Raw genomic sequence first — 18856 nt, forward strand, 5'->3', positions numbered from 1 at the left:
AGAGATCTACCGGCTCATCGTCCCCACGAGCACCCCAGCCAACCACCCAAGCCCCGCGGGAGTCGTTGCTTGACATCCATAGGGGCATCAACGCCATCGCGACACCTAGCGGTTCTCCAGATGGTGCAGTTAAGGGTGAAGGTACGCCACGCGGAGACCGTGGATGCACTGGTTGTGGGGTTCACGGGCCCTCGGCGCAGCGAACTTCATTGAAGCGATCACCAGCCCGCTTCCGATGCTCCCGCTCGCTGGTCGAAGGACGGGACGCGGCACGAGCCTCGTCCCGGGATGTCTCGGGATGTCTCGGGAGGCCTTGGGACGGCGGAGAGGACCCGGGGATGGCTAGGTTCCTCGTTGTCGCCGTCCGACGTGGTCCGGAGCACGATCCGCGTCGCGAAACGGCACGTCATGTCTCGCACGTCACCAGCGGGGACGCACCCGACGAACGCCCCGCCATCGACACCTCCAGTGGGGAACCCTCATGCGCATACGCACCGCCGCCGCGTCCACGCTCACCGCAGCCGCCCTCGGAATTGGCCTGACCGCCGCTCCGGCCGAGGCCGCCTTCCGCACCAACATCGAGATCGACCTCGCCGACGGCTTCTGCCTCGACGTACCGAACTCCAACTTCAGCAACGGCGTCACCGTGCAGGAATGGACCTGCAACCACACCAACGCGCAGAAGTGGAACCTCGTCTACCAGGGCAGCCACTACTTCCAGATCCAGTCCGCCGCCGCTCCCAGCCTGTGCTTGAACAACTGGTCCAGCGGCGGCGCCAAGGGCGACTACATCAAGCTCTACTCCTGCAGCAGCGGCGACTCCCTGTTCAACGAGGTCGGCCCGGAGGGCGGCTGGAACAACTACTTCGAGTTCCAGCCCAAGAATGCCTCCGCCAACTGCGTCACGGCCTGGGGCGGTTCCGCTCAGGGTAACCAGATGCGCCTCGACTCCTGCAGCCGGAACTGGAACAACCTCTTCGACCTGTTCGACCTGGTCTACTCGGACTGAGCCACCCGCGAACCCACCACCTCGCGGCCCCGCAAGCCACCGGCTCTCACGCCCAGCGGCCTGCGGGGCCGCCCGCCTCGCTGTGTGATGCGGCAGACTGAACAAGCTCAGGGATCGACCGTGCCGTCGGGCGAGCACTCCCTCGCGTGGTACTTCGGGATGGTGCCGCAGACGGCCACCGTGCCGGGCGGTGCCTCGGAGGTGACGGCGAGCATGCTGGTGTACGTGTCGCGGTCCACGCGGATCGTGGCGGACAGTTCGAGGCCGTACTTGTCCTTGATGATGACGGAGTCGCCCACCGCGCCGTTCTCGACGCGTCCCCAGACCGACCCGCAGGCCTCGCTGTAGCGCAGCTCGATGTGCATCCCGCGCAGCCACGTCTCCCGGGCGGTCGTCGCGTCCCACTGGCAGTCCATCGCCTGGGGGTCACGGCGCAGGCAGGTGTCCTCGGAGCAGCCGGGGCGGGCGTTCTGCGGCGACGGCCGGGACTGCCGGGAAAGATTCGAGGCGGTGGAGGCGGACGAACCGCCCTGCGCCTTCGGCGACCGCGAGGCGGCGGACACGCCGCGGACCACGCCGGTGTGGATGGCGACCAGCGTGATCAGGCTGCCGATGAGCACACCGGCGCCGATGAGTCCGGCCCGGCGGACGTGGGCGTTCCAGCCTCGTTCCTTCCCGTTCCGGAAAGGCGACAGCCTCCCCCGGCCGGACGGGCCGAGTGGCAGGCCCGGTGGTATCAACTCGCCCTCCGGGACCGCCTGGACGCTTGGGTCCGGGGCCGGGTCCGGGTAGGGACCCGGATCCTCATCCGCGTCCATCGCCTCGGTGGCTCTTTCCAACAGGTCGAGCAGGGACCCCGCATCCGCCCCCATGGCAGTGGCAAACTCCTCCACGGCGACCGTGGTCGGCAGTTGCTTGCCGTTGAGGAAGCGTTCCCACGATGAGCGACTGTAGTGCGTCTGGGCGGCGAGCCGACCGTAGCTGAGTCCCGACTTCTCCTTCAGCCGGCGCATTTCGCTCGCGAGCTGCTCTCTGCCCGACGGCTCGCCGCCGCCTCCCTGATTACTGGTCATCTGGTGCCCCCCGTTATACACCGCTCACGCACAGCGCGTAGAACGAGGAGATTATGAGCGGGCATGCCCGGACCGGTCCAACCTTTCAGGGCGTCAGCGGGTCACCACCACCGCAGGAGCTCGTTCGGGTCGGCGTTGCAGTCGTGTATGAGCCAGGGGTTACACCCTCTGCGGATCCGTACTCTTGGGGTGCCGGGGACCGGCCAGCCGGATGGTGCGGCGCCACCACTCCGGCATTCCGCCGGGCGCGGGTTATCTGGCCAGACATACCAACGCCAGATCTGGTCCGGGGCAGCTGCGGCATGAAGTCGCGTGGCCACCCCGGACGGGCTTGGCGCCCGCCCCGATTGCGGCGGCCCGCACCCAGCGCCGCCGCCAGGCCGACGTCTCCCACGCTGCGGCCCTGCGCCGGGCGAGGGCGGAGCGCGCGGCGAGGGAAGCCGGAACGGGGGCGTTGTCACGTTGACGGCGGGTGACTGGTCGGTAGTGCTTCGGAGTGTGCTGGGGTGTGGTTTCGGTGCCCGTTCAGGCCGTGGCGGGCTGGCAGATGTTCTCGGTGACGTGGTCCCAGACGGTGAAGCGGATGGTCATCTCGAAGCGGTGTTCAACGGCGGTGCGGAGATGTCGCCGGGGACGGAAGTGGGGTGAAATGCTGCTGAACGCGGACAGGAACCGTTGGGCGGCGCCGGCGCTGCGGAAGCCCTTCATGGCACGTTCGCGCTGTCTCGTTGTCTGGTGGGAGTTATCGGCCCGGTTGTTCAGCCCTTGGTGAGCGCGGTGTTCCACCGAGGGCATCAGCTCCCGGTGGGCGACGCCGTAGGAGCGAAGTTTGTCGGTGACCAGCACCCTCGGTACCCGGCACTGCTTCTTCATCGGCTTGGCCATGAACCGCTTCGCGGCTTTGGTGTCCCGCCTGGACTGCACCAGGACGTCGAGGACGTTGCCGTCCTGGTCGACCGCCCGCCACAGGTACCGCCGCACCCCGTTGATCTTGATGAAGACCTCGTCGAGATGCCATTTGTCACCGGGCCGCGGCCGGCGGCGGCGCAGCCCGTCGGCGTAGGCCTGGCCGAACTTCGCACACCACCGGCGGACGGTCTCGTAGGAGACGATCACGCCGCGTTGGAGCATCAGTTCCTCAACCTCGCGGTAGCCGAGCGGGAACCGGAAGTACAGCCACACGCAGTGGGAGATGATTTCGACCGGGTAGCGGTGCCCCTTGTACGACGGCGCCGGGTTCACCACGACGATCCCCCTCCAGCATGATCAACCCGAAGATCCTCCCATGCCATCCACGATCGAGATGATCACCCGCGCAGCATCCCAGTCACCTTCCAGGGCCTTGCACGCGGGCCCTACCTGCAGCGATGACTTTTCGAGCCCCACAGGACAGCAGGGGCGCCCTATGAACGCGACACACCGTCAGAGGGACCGCAGAGAAAGTAGTTATGGATGTAGCGTTCGGTGCAACACGATTCCGCGAGTCAGGAGCATGATGCACGACGCAGTTGATGCACTGCTGGAGCGCACCCCAGACCTGCCCGCGCCCTCTGTGCGAGGACAGCTACGCCGAGCTCATCGACTGACCCAGCAAGAGGTCGCGGACGCTCTCGGTGTACACCGGGTTCAAGTAGTCCGGTGGGAACGCGGGCAGGCTGAGCCGCGCAACCCTCACCGTGGTGACTATGCCCGATTGCTAGCTGGGCTGGCCGCCAGGCATCCCGAGGCAGCCACCACGCCCAACGCGCGGTGAGGACGACCTAATGAACTCAGCAAAACCACCGTAGAAAGTGCGAAGCCGTCCCCTCCTGGCCGGGAGGGAACGGCTTCTTGAGTCGACTCGCAGGACTTCCAGGAACCCGAGTCGTGAGCAGTGAGAGTGACCTCGCCTGCCGGGGTGATGCCCGTGGACCTTTCGGTCCGCGTGGTCACCTGTACCCAGAATAAGCGGACCACCATGCGGGACGCCACCACCCTGGGTCCTCGGTCAGGTCACGTCCGCTGGTCACGGCTCCCCTATCAGGGGAGAACCACCCACATGCATCGCCAGCTCCACCCCCGCCGCCGGCCCCCCGCCGCGGCCCCGGGTACTTTTTCCGGCCGGGCTGTCACACCGCCGCCCGGACCGACACCTGTAGCAGGCGTGACGCCCACTTCTTCTGCTACGACCGCCCCGACCCCCTCGGCCAACTGCTTCCCGCCTGACGGGACGCACATCAAGATTTCTGCCCGCCCAGCGGGAGGGACCGTTCTTTCTTGGGCTGGGCGGCCTCTGTCCACAGGCCGCCCGGTCCAAGGTCGCCAGATGACCACGCTTCTGCGTTACCGCGCCTTCTTCGCCACCGCCCGCCTGAATGTCGAGCCGGAGGTGGCTCGATGAGCAATCCGACCCGCAAGGGATTCAGCGGCCAGATCAAGCGCGGTCCGATGGCGGCCGACATCATCGGCCGTGATTTCACCATGGTCTACAACGCGGCAGTGCGGGACCGGCGACTGTCGCGCCGGGCGCGCGGGCTCCTGGTGGAGATCCTGAGCCACCGAGACGGCTTCGGAATCTCGGAGGCGTCGCTGATCGCGAACGGCCCGGAGAAGCGGGACGCGATCCGTACGACGCTGCGGGAGCTGGAACGGTACGGCTACCTGCACCGCACCCAGTCCCGCGAGGGAGGCAAGTTCGGAGAGACCGTCTTCGAGGTCACGGACATGCCGGAGGGCCTGTTGATCGGGGCTCGGGCTCCGTGGGAGGCCCCCGAGGAGCCGCCGGAGCAAAACCGCAGGTCAGAGCCGATGACGGAAAATCCGTCCACGGTGGACGAAACACAAAACCGCAGGTCAGAGCCGTCGACGGATTTACCGTCGACGGTAAATCCGTCGACGGTAAATCCGCGACATAAGAAGACCAACCCCAAGAAGACCAACAACCAGAAGACCAACTCCGTCCGTCCGTCCGTCGTTAACGCGGGCGTGCGCGAAACATCTGGTTCGGGTACGGATGGAGGGACGGACGGGGGCGGCAGCGCCATCGAGGACCAGGAGCAGCGGCCGGTGGCGGCCGGTGGGGTGGATGCGGCGGTGGCTGGCGCCGCGCTGGATAGCGGCAGCAACGGCGCGGGGGGTGTTTCTCTGGGGCCGGTGCCCGTGGTGCGGGTGGAGATGACGCCGGGGGTTCAGGTGCTGCGGGCGGTTGCGGCGGAGGTGCCTGAGTGGACGATCACGCATGCCGAGTCGCTGCGGGATCAGGGCCTCGTGGCGTCGGGAATGCTGCTGGAGGGCTTCACGCCGCAGGAGATTCGGCACGCGCTGTTGTCGAAGGCGCTGCCGCAGCCGGTACGCACCACGGTCGCTGCGGTCGTGGGACGGCGGCTGCGGGACCTTATCGCGGCCGGCCCCGCTACAGGGGTCCGGCCGATCCCGGTACAGCAGCGGTCTGACGGCTACGACCTGGCCTTGGGCCGGCCGGATTCCCAGAGCGGGGACGAGACTTGGGCGCCGCCGAGTTGGGCGGAGCAGCGCGCGCAGTTGGAAACGGCCGTGTCGGGCCGCGACAAGCACCGGCCTTGTGCCGGGGATCAGGAATTGTGTCCGAATCTGGCGTTGCCCGGCTCGGACCTGTGCGCGGTCTGCCGGGGCGGAGAGCAACCCAGGTGTGCCGACGGCTGCGGGCGCGGAGTGGTCGCGCCCGGGTTGCTGTGCCTGGTGTGCGCCGAGCAGCCCGCGACCACCGAGCCGGGCGACTGCCCCGGCTACGGAGGAAAACAGTGCGGACGGGCAGTCCAGACGGCGGGCCTGTGCGGCCGGTGCAAGATCGCGGCCGAGGAGGCCAAGCTCACTGCCGAAGCCGAATGGGAAGCCGCCCGCACGGCGGCCGTCACAGCGGCTGAAGCAGCCGAGACCGCGGAGGCCGCGCAAACGGTCACCGCCTAACGGCATCGCTACAGGCCTGGGCCCGCCCATACGGCGAGCCACCCCTACAAACCCCTTGAGAGCGCCGCTCGTTGACGATCTGCCGCTTCGGAGTCCCTCGGGTCGGTCGGGGTGGAGATCGGCGCTCAGCGGCCCATACAGACGATCATCGACAGGAGTAGTTCCGTGGGCATCATCGGCGAGAGCCTCGACAAGGCCGCCGCGAGCACCGCGACCCGCCCGATACCGAAGTCGGCCGGCGCTCAAATACGGTTCCTCGTCAAGCACGAGAAGGGCTCCACCCGGACCGTCGCGCAGCGCCTGGGCATCTCCCAGCGCACCGTGGAGCGCTACCTCACCGGGCAGATCAAGCGGCCCCGCCCGGACCTCGCTGCGAAGCTCGCGGCGGAGGTGCGCAAGGACTGGCAGCCCCGGGTGCGCGAGCGGGCGAAGCGGCAGGCCGCGACGTCGACCGGCCTCGTCATCGAGACCCGAGCGAGATTCGGGTTCACCGCAGCACCTGGCACCAGCGACGACGGGCGGATCCGGCGCATTACCCAGCACCTGCCTCCCGAGTACGCCGCCCGCCTCTTCGACGCCCAGGCAGCCGGCGCGGCCGACTCGCAGCTCCAGGCCGTCGTCGCCGAAGGCCTCCAGGAGCAGTACTTCAAGGACGGCGGCCGCCGCGCCCAGGGCCTCCTTGTCGAGTTCACCGATATCGACTACGTCGAACTCGACTACTGACAGGGGCGTATGCCTGGCGTGAGTGTGCCCGCAGCTGAGCCGAAGCACGGAAGTTGTCACAGAGGCAGGCTTGTTGTCACCAAGATTGACGGGTATCCCCACCGAACCCGGGAACCCTTAACGGGCCGCCGCTAGGCGCTCCGGGAGCCGCGTGATCGCGGCGGCCACCGCGAACCCGAGTGTGACGCCAACAGCGGCAGCGATGGTCTCCGCCCAGGCCGCGTCGAGGGAGCCGGGCAGGACGGCACTGGTGAGCCGGCTCGCGCCCGACAGGACCGCCACTGCGGCCAGTGCGGCTGGCCAGCGGTGCCGTACCCCTTCGATGATGTCGTCGACGACATTCAAGAGGAGCATCGCCGCCATTATGTAGGAGCCGCCGAATTCATCGTCCCAACCCGCCGCGGTGACCCCGGTCCCGAAGGCGAGCACCGACAGCCAGAGTCCTATCAGCCGCCAGCAGGGCGTGGGCTGCTGCCGTCTCGCACCACGCGGGATCCAGAAGAACCGCTTGATGCGCTGGACGACCGTGTAATTCTGCATGGCCCGCCCCCGTTCCCCGTGCCGGCTCCGTTGGCACTCAGGAGTAGGACGCGCGAGAGCGCGCAGCGGTTGTGGAGTCTCACTGCAAAGGTGACCAGTAGCGCGACTCTCCGGTGGCAACTACCGTGCTTCGCCGACGCGGAGCCGCAGGTCCGCGTTCGTCGCTGGTGACACCTATCGTCCGTCGGCTCACTGGGTGAGCCGTATCGCCGGCACGCTCCACCTCGTCGCTCTTACCGCCGCAGCGCGGCGCGACACGGCCGGCATGTTGGACGCCCTGGACCAGGAAGCGTTGCCTGCTCTCCCTGACGGAGACGTCGCGGAACTGGGGGACTTCGGGGAGCAGGGCAGATGACGATGCGGCCGACGGGGAGGAGGCACCGGCCGGGCGTTTCCGGTCAGTGTTGCAGTGGCCACCGACAGACCGGGGGAGGACACGGTTGTGCCCCGGGCCAGAGCGCTGATCCGGGGCATATGAGGCCGGGCAAAACCCTGCCGTTGATCACCGTACCGGGATGATCCGGCGGCGGTCAGCCGGTGTCTGGGAGGTTCCAGTCCTCGGGCAGGTTGAACAGGCGTTGCGCCTTTCGTTCGTTCTCCTTGCGGAGCGCTGTGGCCCATAACGGGGGGTCTTCGGGTTCGAGGTATGGGCAGACCATGCGGTGAGCGATCCGGCACTGGGTTCCGGGCAAGGGCTCGGCGTCCCACAGGTTCATAGCGTTCCCGTCCGGGGTGAGGACCCATCGCCGGCGCGGGGGAACGGTGTGGGCGGGGACGAAGATCCTCGGTTCGAGGAGTACCCAGTGCCCGTCGTAGAGGGTGGGGTAGCGGTCCTGGGGCAGTGCGCAGTGCGGGCAGTCTGGTGGTGCCGGTGGTGATTGGGCGGTTGCGCCCTCGAGGGCGGCCTGCAGCGCGTTGTTGGGGCGGTCCGGGCGGTCGGCGGTGTTCTCGGTGTCCCCCATGCTCACCAGGGTCCGGACGGTCCGTCAGCACGGGTAGGGCGCGATCCGGCCGTGCCGGGTGAGGGAGAATCTGCACGGTGCGTTGAAAGGCGTCACATGGGGCTTGTGGCTGCGCGACAGTTCCGCAGGGGCAGGCCGAACCGCTGCCCAAACCGGCACCATCACCTGAGTTGCCCCGTCCGACGACCTGACAGACTCGGGCGATGAGCACCACCCGTCGCCCCCTTGGAACTGGTACCCGGGACGGCGTCGAGCCGGAGCTGTCGCCAATTGGCGACAGCCATGCGCGCGGCGGTACAGCCGCGGCCCGGGCCGCCGCCAAGCCGTCCGACCGTGCTGCCGAGCACCAGGTGGCGGCGCGATCGCAGGGCCGCCAACAGCTGGGCACCGGACCCTGGTGCACCGAGGAGCGGCAGACTTGACGGCCTGGGCCCTGTGCAGCGGGCGCGAGGCCGAAGAAGTTCACGGAGTGCGTCGGTGGAGCTCAGCTCAGTGATCATCGCGGTGGTAGGCGTCGCAGGAACTCTGGGAGGATCGCTGCTCACCCAGCGCGGCTCCGAACGAGCGAAGCTCCGGGAAATAGAGCTCGTTCGTGAACATGAAGAGATCCGCGAGAGCCGTTCACTGCGACGTACCTGCTATGCGGAACTCAACCGAGATGCCCGGCAGTTCAATACCGCACTCAACCGCCACCTGCACGTCATGAGGGAGCGCGGCGCGGAGGACGCCGACAGCGTCGCGCTCGATGAAGCCAAGAACGCGCACCGTGATCGATACTCCGAAGCACAGATGATCGCCCCCGAAGAAGTACTCATGCGAGCGAGTGCCGTCAACCAAGCCCTGAACAAGGTCTATGGCCAGGTCAAGCGCCTCGAACGCGGTGCCCCCGGACCGGGCGAAACGACGGAGACCGCGGCTCAGGCCCAGTACGAGGTCTGGGGCATGCTCCGAACTATGAGAACCGCTATGCGTCACGACCTGGGTGTGTCGCATGAAGACGGTGAAGCGGATGGTCATCTCGAAGCGGTGTTCGGCGGCGGTGCGGAGATGTCGCCGGGGACGGAAGTGGGGTGAAATGCTGCCGAACGCAGACAGGAACCGCTGGGCGGCGCCGGCGCTGCGGAAGCCCTTCATGGCACGTTCGCGCTGTCTCGTTGTCCGGTGGGAGTTATCGGCCCGGTTGTTCAGCCCTTGGTGAGCGCGGTGTTCCACCGAGGGCATCAGCTCCCGGTGGGCGACGCCGTAGGAGCGAAGTTTGTCGGTGACCAGCACCCTCGGTACCCGGCACTGCTTCTTCATCGGCTTGGCCATGAACCGCTTCGCGGCTTTGGTGTCCCGCCTGGACTGCACCAGGACGTCGAGGACGTTGCCGTCCTGGTCGACCGCCCGCCACAGGTACCGCCACACCCCGTTGATCTTGATGAGGCGTTGTCAACTTGATGACAGCACACGCGTGCCTGGTACGTTGAGGCCGCGTGGGGACCGTGATGGTGCTGCGGTCAGGCCGTGGTGGGTAGGCCGGTGGCCTGGTTCCAGATCGTAAAGCGGGTGGTCATCTCGGCTCGGTAGTCGAGTGCGGTCAAGCGGTGGCGGCGTGGTCGGAAGTGTGGGGAGATCGCGCTGAAGGCCGACAGGAACCTCTGCGCACCGCCTGCGGAGCGGAAGCCCTTCATGGCGCGTTCGCGTTGCCGGGTCGGTTGGTGGGAGTTCTCCGCCCGGTTGTTCAGATATTTTGACTGCCGGTGCTCCACCGACCGCATCAGCTCGCGGTGGGCGACGCCGTAGCTGCGCAACTTGTCGGTGACCAACACCCGCGGCGTGCGGCACTGCTTCTTCATCAGCTTGGCCAGGAACCGCTTGGCAGCCTTCGCATCCCGCTTGCTCTGGACGAGGATGTCCAGGACGTTGCCGTCCTGGTCCACCGCCCGCCACAGATACTGCCGCTCCCCGTTGACCTTGATGAAGACCTCGTCCAGATGCCACTTATCGCCGCTCCGGGGCCGGCGTCGCCGCAGCTCGCGAGCGTAGTCCGGGCCGAAGGTCGCGCACCACTGCCGGATGGTCTCGTAGGAGACGACCACGCCGCGGGTGAGCATCAACTCCTCGACCTCGCGGAAGCTCAACGGGAAACGGTGGTACAGCCACACGCAGTGCGCGATGACCTCCGCCGGGAACCGGTAGCCCTTGTACGACGGCGCCACGACGTCCCCTCCCCATGCCCAACGACCCGAGGATCCTCCCAGCACCCGCCCCACCAACCAAGTTGACAACGTCGTGGCGACTGCTCCTCGGCGGTACGGGGTCCGGTGCCCAACGGGCGGCGGGTGGTGCTCACCTGCCCAAGTCTCCCAGTTCGCCGAACGGGTCGGGCCCACGGTGCCGCGCTGAGCGGAGCGCCCACGACGGGCTCGGCCACCTCGCGACAGCTGGCGCGCACCCGTGACACTGCCCTTCGCCGCGCCGCTCTCGACGACCAGCACCAGCCGGCGGCCGACCGCCCCAGCATGTGAGCCGCGTCGGCCTGCACTACGCCGAGCAGCGCGTTAATCGAACGTTGATGGGGCCTTGATCAGGGGTCGGCAGCATCCGTGTCCGCGGCGGCCGGACAGGACCGGGCCGCCCGAACCCGGAAGGAAACATGGTCAACTACGAGCGGGTACCGAGCGATTGGGATCACATGAACCCCGGGATGGGGCTGGCCCCCGGCCAGCGCATCTCGTCCAGCTTGCTGACCGAGAGCGCAGGTAGTCTGGGTCTGGCCTACAAGCACATCAAGCACACCCTGACGTACCAGCACGACGGAAACCTGGTGCTGTACCGCATCACGTCGTTCGGCGCCCCGGACGTGGGTGGGGCGCCGGGATTCGACGTGCTGATAGACAAGCTGCTCGAAGCCGCCACGAGCGGCGACCTCGTCGACGGGAAGCTGCCCGACGGCTCGGTCGGCGACGACATCATCGAGGCGGTGTGGGCCACCGGCACCAACGGCCGCACCGCTGGGGCCGCCGTCATGCAGCCCGACGGGAACTTCGTCGTGTACGACGGCGGCGACCAGCCCGTCTGGGCCAGCGGCACCGGCCCGCAGTACGCCGCGGACTACATCTGGCTCCGGGTCCAGCGCGACGGCAATCTCGTCCTGTACAAGGGCCACGCCCCCGGCCAGGACGAGGACGAGTGGGTGCCGGTCTGGGCCACCGGCACCAATATGCCCGACTGACCACCGAGTCGACACAGGGGAGCCGGAGAACCGCACCCGAGATCCTGGTAAGCGTCCAACCCCCAGGGGCGTGGCCCTCCGGCCGTTCGGTCGCCGCGGTCGACGTGCTGCTCGGCGTGGTGCAGGCCGAGGCGGCGATGGCCGACGGGGCGAAGCCGGACCACGATCACCAGCACGCGGCGTGGGAGGCCGGGCCCTTCAGGGCTCCAAGATCATCTCACTACCCCTTTGACGCGTATCTGGGAACCGACGCGTATCGCATCTGATGCGAACTGGCGTCACCTTGCGCCGCATTGATCAGGCGGCGCCGGGAAGCCGCTGATCAGCAGGTAGGCGGTTCTCCAGGGCCTGCTGAGACGGTAACCGACAGGCCGGGTCCATGTCGTTCCGCTTCACTCGATCGGATGCCTGACCTGCCGTTCCGCTCTACGCTTCGCATCTGATGCGAGATTCTCGCGGCGAATGCGATCTACGGAGCGTGACAATGTGGTGAGCAACAACAGAGCGACGCCGGGGGCCGCACGGCTTCACCTGGCCGACGGGGTGCCGCTGCTCCGGCCGGACGAGCAGGTCTTCGAAGGGCGTTGTCACGTTGACGGCGGGGTGGCCGGTCGATAGTGCTTCGGAGTGTGCTGGGGTGTGGTTTCGGTGCCCGTTCAGGCCGCGGCCGGCCGGCAGATGTTCTCGGTGACGTGGTCCCAGACGGTGAAGCGGATGGTCATCTCGAAGCGGTGTTCGGCGGCGGTGCGGAGATGTCGCCGGGGACGGAAGTGGGGTGAAATGCTGCTGAACGCGGACAGGAACCGTTGGGCGGCGCCGGCGCTGCGGAAGCCCTTCATGGCACGTTCGCGCTGCCTCGTTGTCCGGTGGGAGTTATCGGCCCGGTTGTTCAGCCCTTGGTGAGCGCGGTGTTCCACCGAGGGCATCAGCTCCCGGTGGGCGACGCCGTAGGAGCGGAGCTTGTCGGTGACCAGCACCCTCGGTACCCGGCACTGCTTCTTCATCGGCTTGGCCATGAACCGCTTGGCGGCCTTGGTGTCCCGCCTGGACTGCACCAGGACGTCGAGGACGTTGCCGTCCTGGTCGACCGCCCGCCACACCCCGTTGATCTTGATGAAGACCTCGTCGAGATGCCATTTGTCACCGGGCCGCGGCCGGCGGCGGCGCAGCCCGTCGGCGTAGGCCTGGCCGAACTTCGCACACCACCGGCGGACGGTCTCGTAGGAGACGATCACGCCGCGTTGGAGCATCAGTTCCTCGACCTCGCGGTAGCTGAGCGGGAACCGGAAGTACAGCCACACGCAGTGGGAGATGATTTCGACCGGGTAGCGGTGCCCCTTGTACGACGGCGCCGGGTTCACCACGACGATCCCCCTCCAGCATGATCAACCCGAAGATCCAACCATGTCATCCGCCAACGTGACAGCGCCCGCCGGGCGGCCCCCGCGTACCACCGTGGCTGCTGTACTTCCGCCGTTACCGGTCCGCCTGCGCAGTCGGCGCCCTCTTGTCGTCACCCAGATCGATGAGCGCGGTGACCGTCACGCGCCGGTCGGCCCCGGGGTACAGATCGGGCTGTTCGTCGGCGTAGTTCCGCAGTTCATCCCTGACCTCGTTCGGGGTGCGCCCGAGTGCGTCGGCGGTCTCGGTCCAGGTGGCGCCGAGTGTGAGCGCCTCGTGGATGTGGCGGCCGCGGCCGGCCTGGATCTCATGGCGGATCGACTCGCCTACTGCGAGCACGCAGTGCGCGTCGGCGGCGGTGCCGCGCCAGATGCCGGCGAACTGGCCGGTGCGGGGGAGCCTGGCATTGGCCAGCACGCTACTGTGCACGGTCACCTTCTCCGCCCGCCAGGCCAGCGGGGCGTCGTCGGCCTCGGCGGGGCGGTGGACCTCCCGCCCGAGGAACTCCTCGCGCGCCGCGTCGGCCGCCTGCCCGGTCTTCTTTTTCCACTCGGTATAGGAGGAGGAGCGATCAGACCTCGCAGAGGCGCACCCTGGCCGGGGCGCTGGGCAGGGGCAGCTGCATCCCACCCCCACCGGGCGTGTGCGTGGCGTCGTTGCTCTCTGGTGGCGGCCGGTTTCGCCGTGTAGCGTCACTGCCAGATGTCGTGGTTCGCAGTGCCTGCCCGCGCTCCGGTGCGGGCATTTTGCTGTGCAGTGTGCGGACCAGGGCGCTCCGGGACCGCGCGGTGCGGATCCGGATATCAACGGGAGGCACCAGCATGGCCAGCGGAACCGTCAAGTGGTTCAACGCCGAAAAGGGTTTCGGCTTCATCCAGCAGGACGGCGGCGGGCCGGACGTCTTCGCGCACTACTCCAACATCAACGCCTCCGGCTTCCGGGAGCTTCAGGAAGGCCAGGCCGTGACCTTCGACATCACCCAGGGCCAGAAGGGCCCGCAGGCGGAGAACATCACGGCCGCCTGACCCGACTGGGCATCACAAGGCTCCCGGAGCGCAGGCTCTGGGAGCCAGCGCCGGAGCCGAACGGGGTGCGGGTGCCGGGCCCCGCTGCCGGCGCAGCAGCTCCTTTCACTGCTGGCGCCGTCCCGCAGGACGGGACGTGCACCCGATGCGTCGCCCGCCGGACGGGAGAAACGGCGGCAGGCACGTAGCTCGAGGTTCGCAAGTGTGCAGTGTGGCGGAAGCCGTGGCCCTCACAGGAGGCCGCGACGTCCGAGGAGATACCGAGTGACGCGACTGTTCGACCGGCAGCTTGCACAGCCGGATCCGCCCACGCTGTACGACTTCCTGCAGACCGTCCAATCCACCGACCGCGACAGTCCGCTCGCCGCGAAGGCACGCGTGATGCTGGCTCGCCCGGACATCGCCCGGCTGGCGCGCACGGTGCGGGCCGGTGGCACCGGGGTCCGGGTCCGGGAGGTTCAGGGCGCCCACGTCGTCGCGGCCGAAGCAGTACACGAACGCGTCGGGTCCACGCCTGCTCCGGCGCTCTTCTCTCGACTGTGTGAGCGCTCGATCCTGCCGCAGCACGAGGTGACCTTCATCGAGGCCCAGAAACTCCGCTCCCTGGGTCCCGTATCCGCCTTTGGATGGCTGGTCCACACCGAGCCCGAGGTGGACGGATACGCCCTGCAGGCATACCTCGCCACGGAATGGGGACGCGGCAAGCTCTTCTCTCCCCTCGCCGTCTGCTACCTCGACCTGGACCACCGAGGGCGCTACCGGCGCGAAGCAGACACGGACGGCCCCGCCACCCAGTTCTCCACCCCGGACGATCCACAGCGACCGGGACTTCTTCCTAGCATCCTCGACCCGATCCTGCACAGCTTGATGGTCACTACCGGCACCCTGCTGGCGACCCTGGCCATACTCGCCGCATACCCCCAACTCCCAGCGATCGTCCCGGACCAGGCACAATCAGCCGCCTACCGGCGCCGCTCGGGCCGCCCGCTCGTGACCTACCGCAGGATTCCCCAGGAGGCCTCCGCCCTCCAGGATCTCTTCGCCGACCTGGACACCACTTCGTGAACCGGATGGCCCGGACCTGCGCTCACCGAGCCCTGCGCGAAGAAGCCAACCGCCCGGAGACGCACCAGGAACCAGCCGGGGACGTTGCGGTAGGGCTGTTGGTTCAGCGTCGGGTGACAGCGAAGCCGCTGTCGTGCAGGGCTGCCGTCCACACATCGCGGTCGTACCACTTGTCCACATCGGGCATCAGCCGACGGATCTCGTTCATCCTGGCTGGCCAGTCACGACCGGCTGCGGAACGGCTGCCTTCGCAGCCGTCGCACCCGTCCTCACCGTGGATGTGGCCCGCCATCCATGCATTGACGGCAACGTTCAGAATCACCGCGTAGAGGTCGCCGCCGTTCTCGGCCAGCGAGCCGGGAACCCCCGCAAGGATCACGGCAAGCTCAGGATTGCCGAGCGGAGGCAGGGGCGCCTGCCCGATCCCCTCCTGGCTGCCCTCGTTCCGGGCTTTGTTGCTGTGTCAGAAGCTCAGTTCTACGTAGTCGATGCCGGTAAATTCGACCAGGAGCCCGTCTGCACGGCGGCCGCGGTCCTTGAAGTACTCCTGCTGGAGTCCTTCGGCGAGGACGGCCTGGAGCTGCCGCTCCGGGGCACCGGCAGCCTGCGCGTCGAAGAGGCGGGCTGCATAGGTGGCGGGAAGGTGCTGGGTGATTCGCCGGATGCGTCCGTCGTCCGTGCTGCCCGGCGCGGCGGTGAACCCGAACCGCGCTCTCGTTTCCACGACGATGCCGGCGGAGATGGCCGCGTTCTTCTTCGCGTTCTCCTTCACCCGCGGCTGCCACCGTGCGCGGACCTCATCGGCGAGCCGGGCCGCGAGCTGTGCACGCGGCGTCTTGATCTGATCCCTGACGTACCGCTCGACGGTGCGCTGGGACACGCCCAGCAAGTCGGCCACCGGCCTGGTGCCCTTCAGTCGTTTCACCAGGAACCGCACCTGCGCGCCCGCCGTTTTCGGGATCGGCCGGGTAGCCGCTGCCGCCACTGCATGACCGAGACTTTTGCCCACGACGCCCATCAGATGTCCCCGCTCCCCACAGTCCTCGGTGCTGCTGTCGGCCGCACCCGCCCGCCCCCGCTTCCGTAGTTGCCTGGAACAGGTTGGTAACAGATGTTACCGTGTGGGGTATGGCCAAGACACAGCTGGGCGCACGCGTGAATCAGGACGTCGCGGAACTCGCGAAGAAGCGCGCCGCCGACCTCGGACTGAGCATCGGGGACTACCTCGCCCGCCTCGTGCAGGACGACGCCAGCGGCCTGCGCGCCCGCGCGGTGGACGCTGCCGCCCGCTTCCTGTCCGAGCACCAGGCGGTCTTCGACGAGGCCGAGGATGCCCAGCAGACGCCTCCGGGAGTGCGCGCCGCGTGATGGAACTGCACATCGACGTTCCCTGGATCCTGCAGGTCGCCGAGGTGGCCGGCGCGGACGATCCCGCCCCCGACGACTACGGTGTTCCCGTTGCCGCTGTCGCCCGCCACCGGGCCGAACTCTTCGAGCAGCCCGTCTACGACGGCCCCTACGCCAAAGCCGCAGCACTCGTGCACAGCCTCGGCCGGTGCCGCTGGCTCGAGCGCTCCAACCTCGCTGTGGCCGCCGCCACAGGCGTCATGTATCTCGAAGCCGCCGGCATCCCCGTCAAGCCCACCCGCGACGACGCCATCGCTCTCAAAGACCTTCTCCTCGATTCCGCCTGCACCGCCGCGAGGATCGCCACGCTGCTGCGGACCTGGCCCACCACCACCTGACGCTCGAAGGGCACTGAGCGCGGCGCGCACCGCCTCGGCGGCGTCTGGCCGGTCCGGGCGGTGGCGAAAGCGGCATCGGGGCTCGTCGCCGTTAGCGGCTGCGATAGCGGTCGTGAATGACATTGACGGTGTCGGCCCAGGCGCTGTTGGGCTGCTGAGGCAGGTGGTGACCGGCGAGGTCGGCCAGGCGCCGGTAGAGCGGGTGCATCGTCCCCTCTTCGTTGGTGATCAGGGCGGTGAGCAGGGCTGGCCGCTGGGGCCTGGGACTGCGGGACGCGGCGGTCGGCGTGACTCGGCGCAGCACGTACACCTGCCGGGACTGCGGCAGTTCGGCCAAGCCCTTGACCTGGGCGCACAAGCTGCTGAAGGTCACCGTCTTTCCCAGGCGCGCTGCATGCTCGAGAACGTCCCGGACGGCGTCGGCGAGACCTGCGGTGTCGAAGCTACCGGCATCCGCAGGGTCAGACGCCGGCGTGCGTGACGTCGGAACGGGTTTCCGTTGCGGATCCCGCGGCACGGGGACAGAGCCAGACGGTGCCTGCTGCAAGGAGGCTACCTTCGAGCGCTGCTGATCGGTCAGCCACTGACCGGCCTGCTCCGAGGCGTGTATCAGCTGACGTCGCTGGCGAGGGGCGATGGTCTGGAATCCGCGGCCCTTGTGCCGGTCCAGCTCACGCAGCAGCCGCTCCACGGTCTTCAACGCCGTGCGCTCCAGAAGGTTCGGCTCGCGGGGCGTGGGAGCCCCGACACCCCGTTCCAGCCGCAGCAGCAAGTCACCGGCCCTGCGCATCAGGTCGTTCTCCTGCGCGGTCGCACCGCTGCGGAGCGCCGCTTCCGCCCGGTTCAGCCAGCGACGGATCTCGGTCACGCTGCGCGCGGCGGCCACCGCATCGTCCAGGGCCGCCATGACTGCCATCCGGTCCTGCGACGGCTGCATGTCATGTGCCACGACGTCCACGGCAGCGGCGAGAGGCCTGGCAGTCGCCGAAGCGGTCCTGGGCGGCCGCACACCGATAGGGCGCCGGGAGGTACGCAGGTGCCGGATCTCCTCGACCGCGGGCGTCGACAACCCTGAGGGGGTGAGCGCGCATTCGCTCAGATCGAACCACTGGGTTCCGTCACGGCGCTGCGTGCCTACCTGGACCCGCCGACGGGTGCCGTCGGGCACACACTGGATTCGGTTGACGTACCCCTGCTCCACCAGCACGTGCGGGTCGTGCGTCATTCCCGGACCGAGCACCAGCTGCGAGGCGTCCGCACCGGCCGGCACCGAACCGGAAGCGCTGGCAAGCACGACCGTCAGGCCAGCGTGCCCCCGCGGCGTGAACAGCACTTCGCCGTTGATCGAGCCGTCGGCGTCACGCGCGATCGTCGCGGTGGCGGCGATGTCCTGCTCGGCCAGCCACTTGAGCACACCGTGCTTGATGTAGAGGTGGTCCGCGCTGGCGACCCCCGCGGCCTTCCTGCCGCATGCAGAGGTGCCCCCGGGATCGGGCAGATGAGCGAAGTGGCAGGAACGGTCGGTGTAGAGCTTGGTGGTGAGCTGGTGTCCGCACCCGCCCAGCCACACCCCGCACCAGTAGCTCTGGCCGGTATGCCGCTCCCGGAAGCTGTCGAGCTCTATCGCTTCCATCGGCAGAACGACGGGGTCCTCAGACTCGGCATGGCCGATCACGGCTGTCTGCACGCGGCGTCTGTCCAGGGCCATACAACCTCCAGCTGCACCAGAAGCGGCCGGTACTCCGCCCCCCCCATGCCGGCAACTGGCCACGCTGCCAGCCGCCTAACTCACCGACAGTACCCCCAGGCACTGACAACGCCGGGTGCTTAGCGTACGAGCGGACCCGCACCCCGTGGCGGTTCACCGTCCGTGTGCGCGTCGGGAGTTCTGGGCGTTGCACACCACGGTATTTGGGAGGATGCATCAGGCGGCGACTCTGCTGCGTAATTCCTGGGTCAGGCCGTGAGTCGGTAGGCGAGGCGTTCGAGGCGGCTGCTGCGAGTGTGGTGCCGGTCGTGTCCGGTCCAGTAGGCGTCGAGTCTGATCACGTTGAGTGCGGTGGCGGAGAAGGCGTGCTGGAGGCGGACTTTCGGTAGCCCGCGGTAGCGGGCCCGGCGTATGCCGGTGATGTCGAGGGCTTGGTTGATGGTGCCTTCCACGCCCGCTCGCAG

The 18856-nt window shown here is 68.2% G+C and carries 23 protein-coding genes and 1 pseudogene; 12 read left to right on the plus strand and 12 right to left on the minus strand.

The features are described from left to right. Positions 1 to 481 precede the first annotated feature (481 nt). Positions 482 to 1009 (plus strand): RICIN domain-containing protein, encoded by a 528-nt coding sequence (locus ACIBB8_RS35195; RefSeq protein ID WP_398959154.1) that lies wholly within the window; start codon positions 482 to 484, stop codon positions 1007 to 1009. Between the two features lie 107 nt (positions 1010 to 1116). Here ACIBB8_RS35195 and ACIBB8_RS35200 read toward each other — a convergent pair whose 3' ends face one another. Beyond that, positions 1117 to 2082 carry a helix-turn-helix domain-containing protein gene (locus ACIBB8_RS35200; RefSeq protein WP_398959156.1) on the minus strand — a complete coding sequence of 322 codons (966 nt, stop codon included), beginning with the start codon at positions 2080 to 2082 and terminating at the stop codon, positions 1117 to 1119. A gap of 525 nt (positions 2083 to 2607) precedes the next feature. Continuing rightward, complete coding sequence (locus tag ACIBB8_RS35205; protein WP_398959158.1) at positions 2608 to 3327, minus strand: IS6 family transposase; 720 nt, start codon at positions 3325 to 3327, stop codon at positions 2608 to 2610. 250 nt (positions 3328 to 3577) lie between these two features. On the opposite strand from ACIBB8_RS35205, the gene ACIBB8_RS35210 reads away from it, so the two are divergent. From ACIBB8_RS35210 to tpg (ACIBB8_RS35220), 3 genes are all read left to right on the plus strand, one after another. Next, entirely contained in the window at positions 3578 to 3835 is a 258-nt protein-coding gene (locus ACIBB8_RS35210; protein ID WP_384353012.1) for a helix-turn-helix transcriptional regulator, read from the plus strand. 623 nt (positions 3836 to 4458) lie between these two features. Continuing rightward, complete coding sequence (locus tag ACIBB8_RS35215) at positions 4459 to 6006, plus strand: hypothetical protein (RefSeq protein ID WP_398959160.1); 1548 nt, start codon at positions 4459 to 4461, stop codon at positions 6004 to 6006. A 165-nt stretch (positions 6007 to 6171) separates the two neighbouring features. After that, positions 6172 to 6729, plus strand: coding sequence for a telomere-protecting terminal protein Tpg (gene tpg, locus ACIBB8_RS35220; protein WP_398959162.1), 558 nt, complete (start codon positions 6172 to 6174; stop codon positions 6727 to 6729). A gap of 117 nt (positions 6730 to 6846) precedes the next feature. Here tpg (ACIBB8_RS35220) and ACIBB8_RS35225 read toward each other — a convergent pair whose 3' ends face one another. Further along, a complete protein-coding gene (locus tag ACIBB8_RS35225; RefSeq protein ID WP_398959164.1) occupies positions 6847 to 7269 on the minus strand; it encodes a hypothetical protein in 423 nt (140 codons plus the stop codon). 196 nt (positions 7270 to 7465) lie between these two features. Here ACIBB8_RS35225 and ACIBB8_RS35230 point away from each other — a divergent pair, with 196 nt between their 5' ends. Next, positions 7466 to 7624: a hypothetical protein gene (locus ACIBB8_RS35230; RefSeq protein ID WP_366694581.1), complete on the plus strand. Its 159-nt coding sequence runs from the start codon at positions 7466 to 7468 to the stop codon at positions 7622 to 7624. Positions 7625 to 7799: 175 nt separating this feature from the next. On the opposite strand, the gene ACIBB8_RS35235 is transcribed toward ACIBB8_RS35230, so the two are convergent. Further along, positions 7800 to 8231: a DUF6083 domain-containing protein gene (locus ACIBB8_RS35235; protein WP_398959166.1), complete on the minus strand. Its 432-nt coding sequence runs from the start codon at positions 8229 to 8231 to the stop codon at positions 7800 to 7802. 203 nt (positions 8232 to 8434) lie between these two features. Here ACIBB8_RS35235 and ACIBB8_RS35240 point away from each other — a divergent pair, with 203 nt between their 5' ends. Further along, positions 8435 to 8653, plus strand: coding sequence for a hypothetical protein (locus ACIBB8_RS35240; RefSeq protein ID WP_398959168.1), 219 nt, complete (start codon positions 8435 to 8437; stop codon positions 8651 to 8653). Between the two features lie 70 nt (positions 8654 to 8723). Continuing rightward, a complete protein-coding gene (locus ACIBB8_RS35245; RefSeq protein ID WP_398959170.1) occupies positions 8724 to 9305 on the plus strand; it encodes a hypothetical protein in 582 nt (193 codons plus the stop codon). On the opposite strand, the pseudogene ACIBB8_RS35250 reads toward ACIBB8_RS35245, so the two are convergent. Next, a pseudogene (locus ACIBB8_RS35250) lies at positions 9213 to 9653 on the minus strand (transposase); the annotation flags it as partial. The gene ACIBB8_RS35245 and the pseudogene ACIBB8_RS35250 overlap by 93 nt on opposite strands. A gap of 77 nt (positions 9654 to 9730) precedes the next feature. Next, positions 9731 to 10432, minus strand: a complete 702-nt coding sequence (locus ACIBB8_RS35255) for an IS6 family transposase (RefSeq protein ID WP_398959172.1) — start codon at positions 10430 to 10432, stop codon at positions 9731 to 9733. Positions 10433 to 10869: 437 nt separating this feature from the next. Here ACIBB8_RS35255 and ACIBB8_RS35260 point away from each other — a divergent pair, with 437 nt between their 5' ends. Beyond that, the gene (locus ACIBB8_RS35260; protein ID WP_398959174.1) at positions 10870 to 11448 is read left to right on the plus strand and encodes a hypothetical protein; all 579 of its coding nucleotides are present in this window, start codon (positions 10870 to 10872) and stop codon (positions 11446 to 11448) included. A gap of 656 nt (positions 11449 to 12104) precedes the next feature. Here ACIBB8_RS35260 and ACIBB8_RS35265 read toward each other — a convergent pair. Beyond that, complete coding sequence (locus ACIBB8_RS35265; protein ID WP_398959176.1) at positions 12105 to 12812, minus strand: IS6 family transposase; 708 nt, start codon at positions 12810 to 12812, stop codon at positions 12105 to 12107. Positions 12813 to 12924: 112 nt separating this feature from the next. Beyond that, positions 12925 to 13278, minus strand: coding sequence for a hypothetical protein (locus tag ACIBB8_RS35270; protein WP_398959178.1), 354 nt, complete (start codon positions 13276 to 13278; stop codon positions 12925 to 12927). Between the two features lie 392 nt (positions 13279 to 13670). On the opposite strand from ACIBB8_RS35270, the gene ACIBB8_RS35275 reads away from it, so the two are divergent. Continuing rightward, a complete protein-coding gene (locus ACIBB8_RS35275) occupies positions 13671 to 13874 on the plus strand; it encodes a cold-shock protein (RefSeq protein ID WP_018104984.1) in 204 nt (67 codons plus the stop codon). Between the two features lie 264 nt (positions 13875 to 14138). After that, a complete protein-coding gene (locus ACIBB8_RS35280) occupies positions 14139 to 14939 on the plus strand; it encodes a hypothetical protein (protein WP_398959180.1) in 801 nt (266 codons plus the stop codon). A gap of 103 nt (positions 14940 to 15042) precedes the next feature. On the opposite strand, the gene ACIBB8_RS35285 is transcribed toward ACIBB8_RS35280, so the two are convergent. Further along, positions 15043 to 15318 carry a hypothetical protein gene (locus ACIBB8_RS35285; RefSeq protein WP_398959182.1) on the minus strand — a complete coding sequence of 92 codons (276 nt, stop codon included), beginning with the start codon at positions 15316 to 15318 and terminating at the stop codon, positions 15043 to 15045. 84 nt (positions 15319 to 15402) lie between these two features. Then, positions 15403 to 15957 (minus strand): telomere-protecting terminal protein Tpg, encoded by a 555-nt coding sequence (gene tpg, locus ACIBB8_RS35290; protein WP_398959184.1) that lies wholly within the window; start codon positions 15955 to 15957, stop codon positions 15403 to 15405. Positions 15958 to 16067: 110 nt separating this feature from the next. Between tpg (ACIBB8_RS35290) and ACIBB8_RS35295 the strand changes: the two genes are divergently transcribed. Then, positions 16068 to 16307: a hypothetical protein gene (locus tag ACIBB8_RS35295; RefSeq protein ID WP_389124864.1), complete on the plus strand. Its 240-nt coding sequence runs from the start codon at positions 16068 to 16070 to the stop codon at positions 16305 to 16307. Next, positions 16307 to 16684 carry a fic family toxin-antitoxin system, toxin component gene (locus ACIBB8_RS35300; protein ID WP_398959190.1) on the plus strand — a complete coding sequence of 126 codons (378 nt, stop codon included), beginning with the start codon at positions 16307 to 16309 and terminating at the stop codon, positions 16682 to 16684. Before ACIBB8_RS35295 ends, ACIBB8_RS35300 begins: the two co-directional genes overlap by 1 nt. 91 nt (positions 16685 to 16775) lie before the next feature. On the opposite strand, the gene ACIBB8_RS35305 is transcribed toward ACIBB8_RS35300, so the two are convergent. Both ACIBB8_RS35305 and ACIBB8_RS35310 read right to left on the minus strand, forming a co-directional pair. Further along, positions 16776 to 18392 (minus strand): hypothetical protein, encoded by a 1617-nt coding sequence (locus ACIBB8_RS35305; RefSeq protein ID WP_398959186.1) that lies wholly within the window; start codon positions 18390 to 18392, stop codon positions 16776 to 16778. Between the two features lie 248 nt (positions 18393 to 18640). Then, positions 18641 to 18856 (minus strand): transposase (locus ACIBB8_RS35310; protein WP_398959188.1); only part of this gene is annotated, 216 nt, incomplete at its 5' end.

This window comes from Streptomyces sp. NPDC051286 (assembly GCF_044455345.1).
GTDB lineage: Bacteria > Actinomycetota > Actinomycetes > Streptomycetales > Streptomycetaceae > Streptomyces.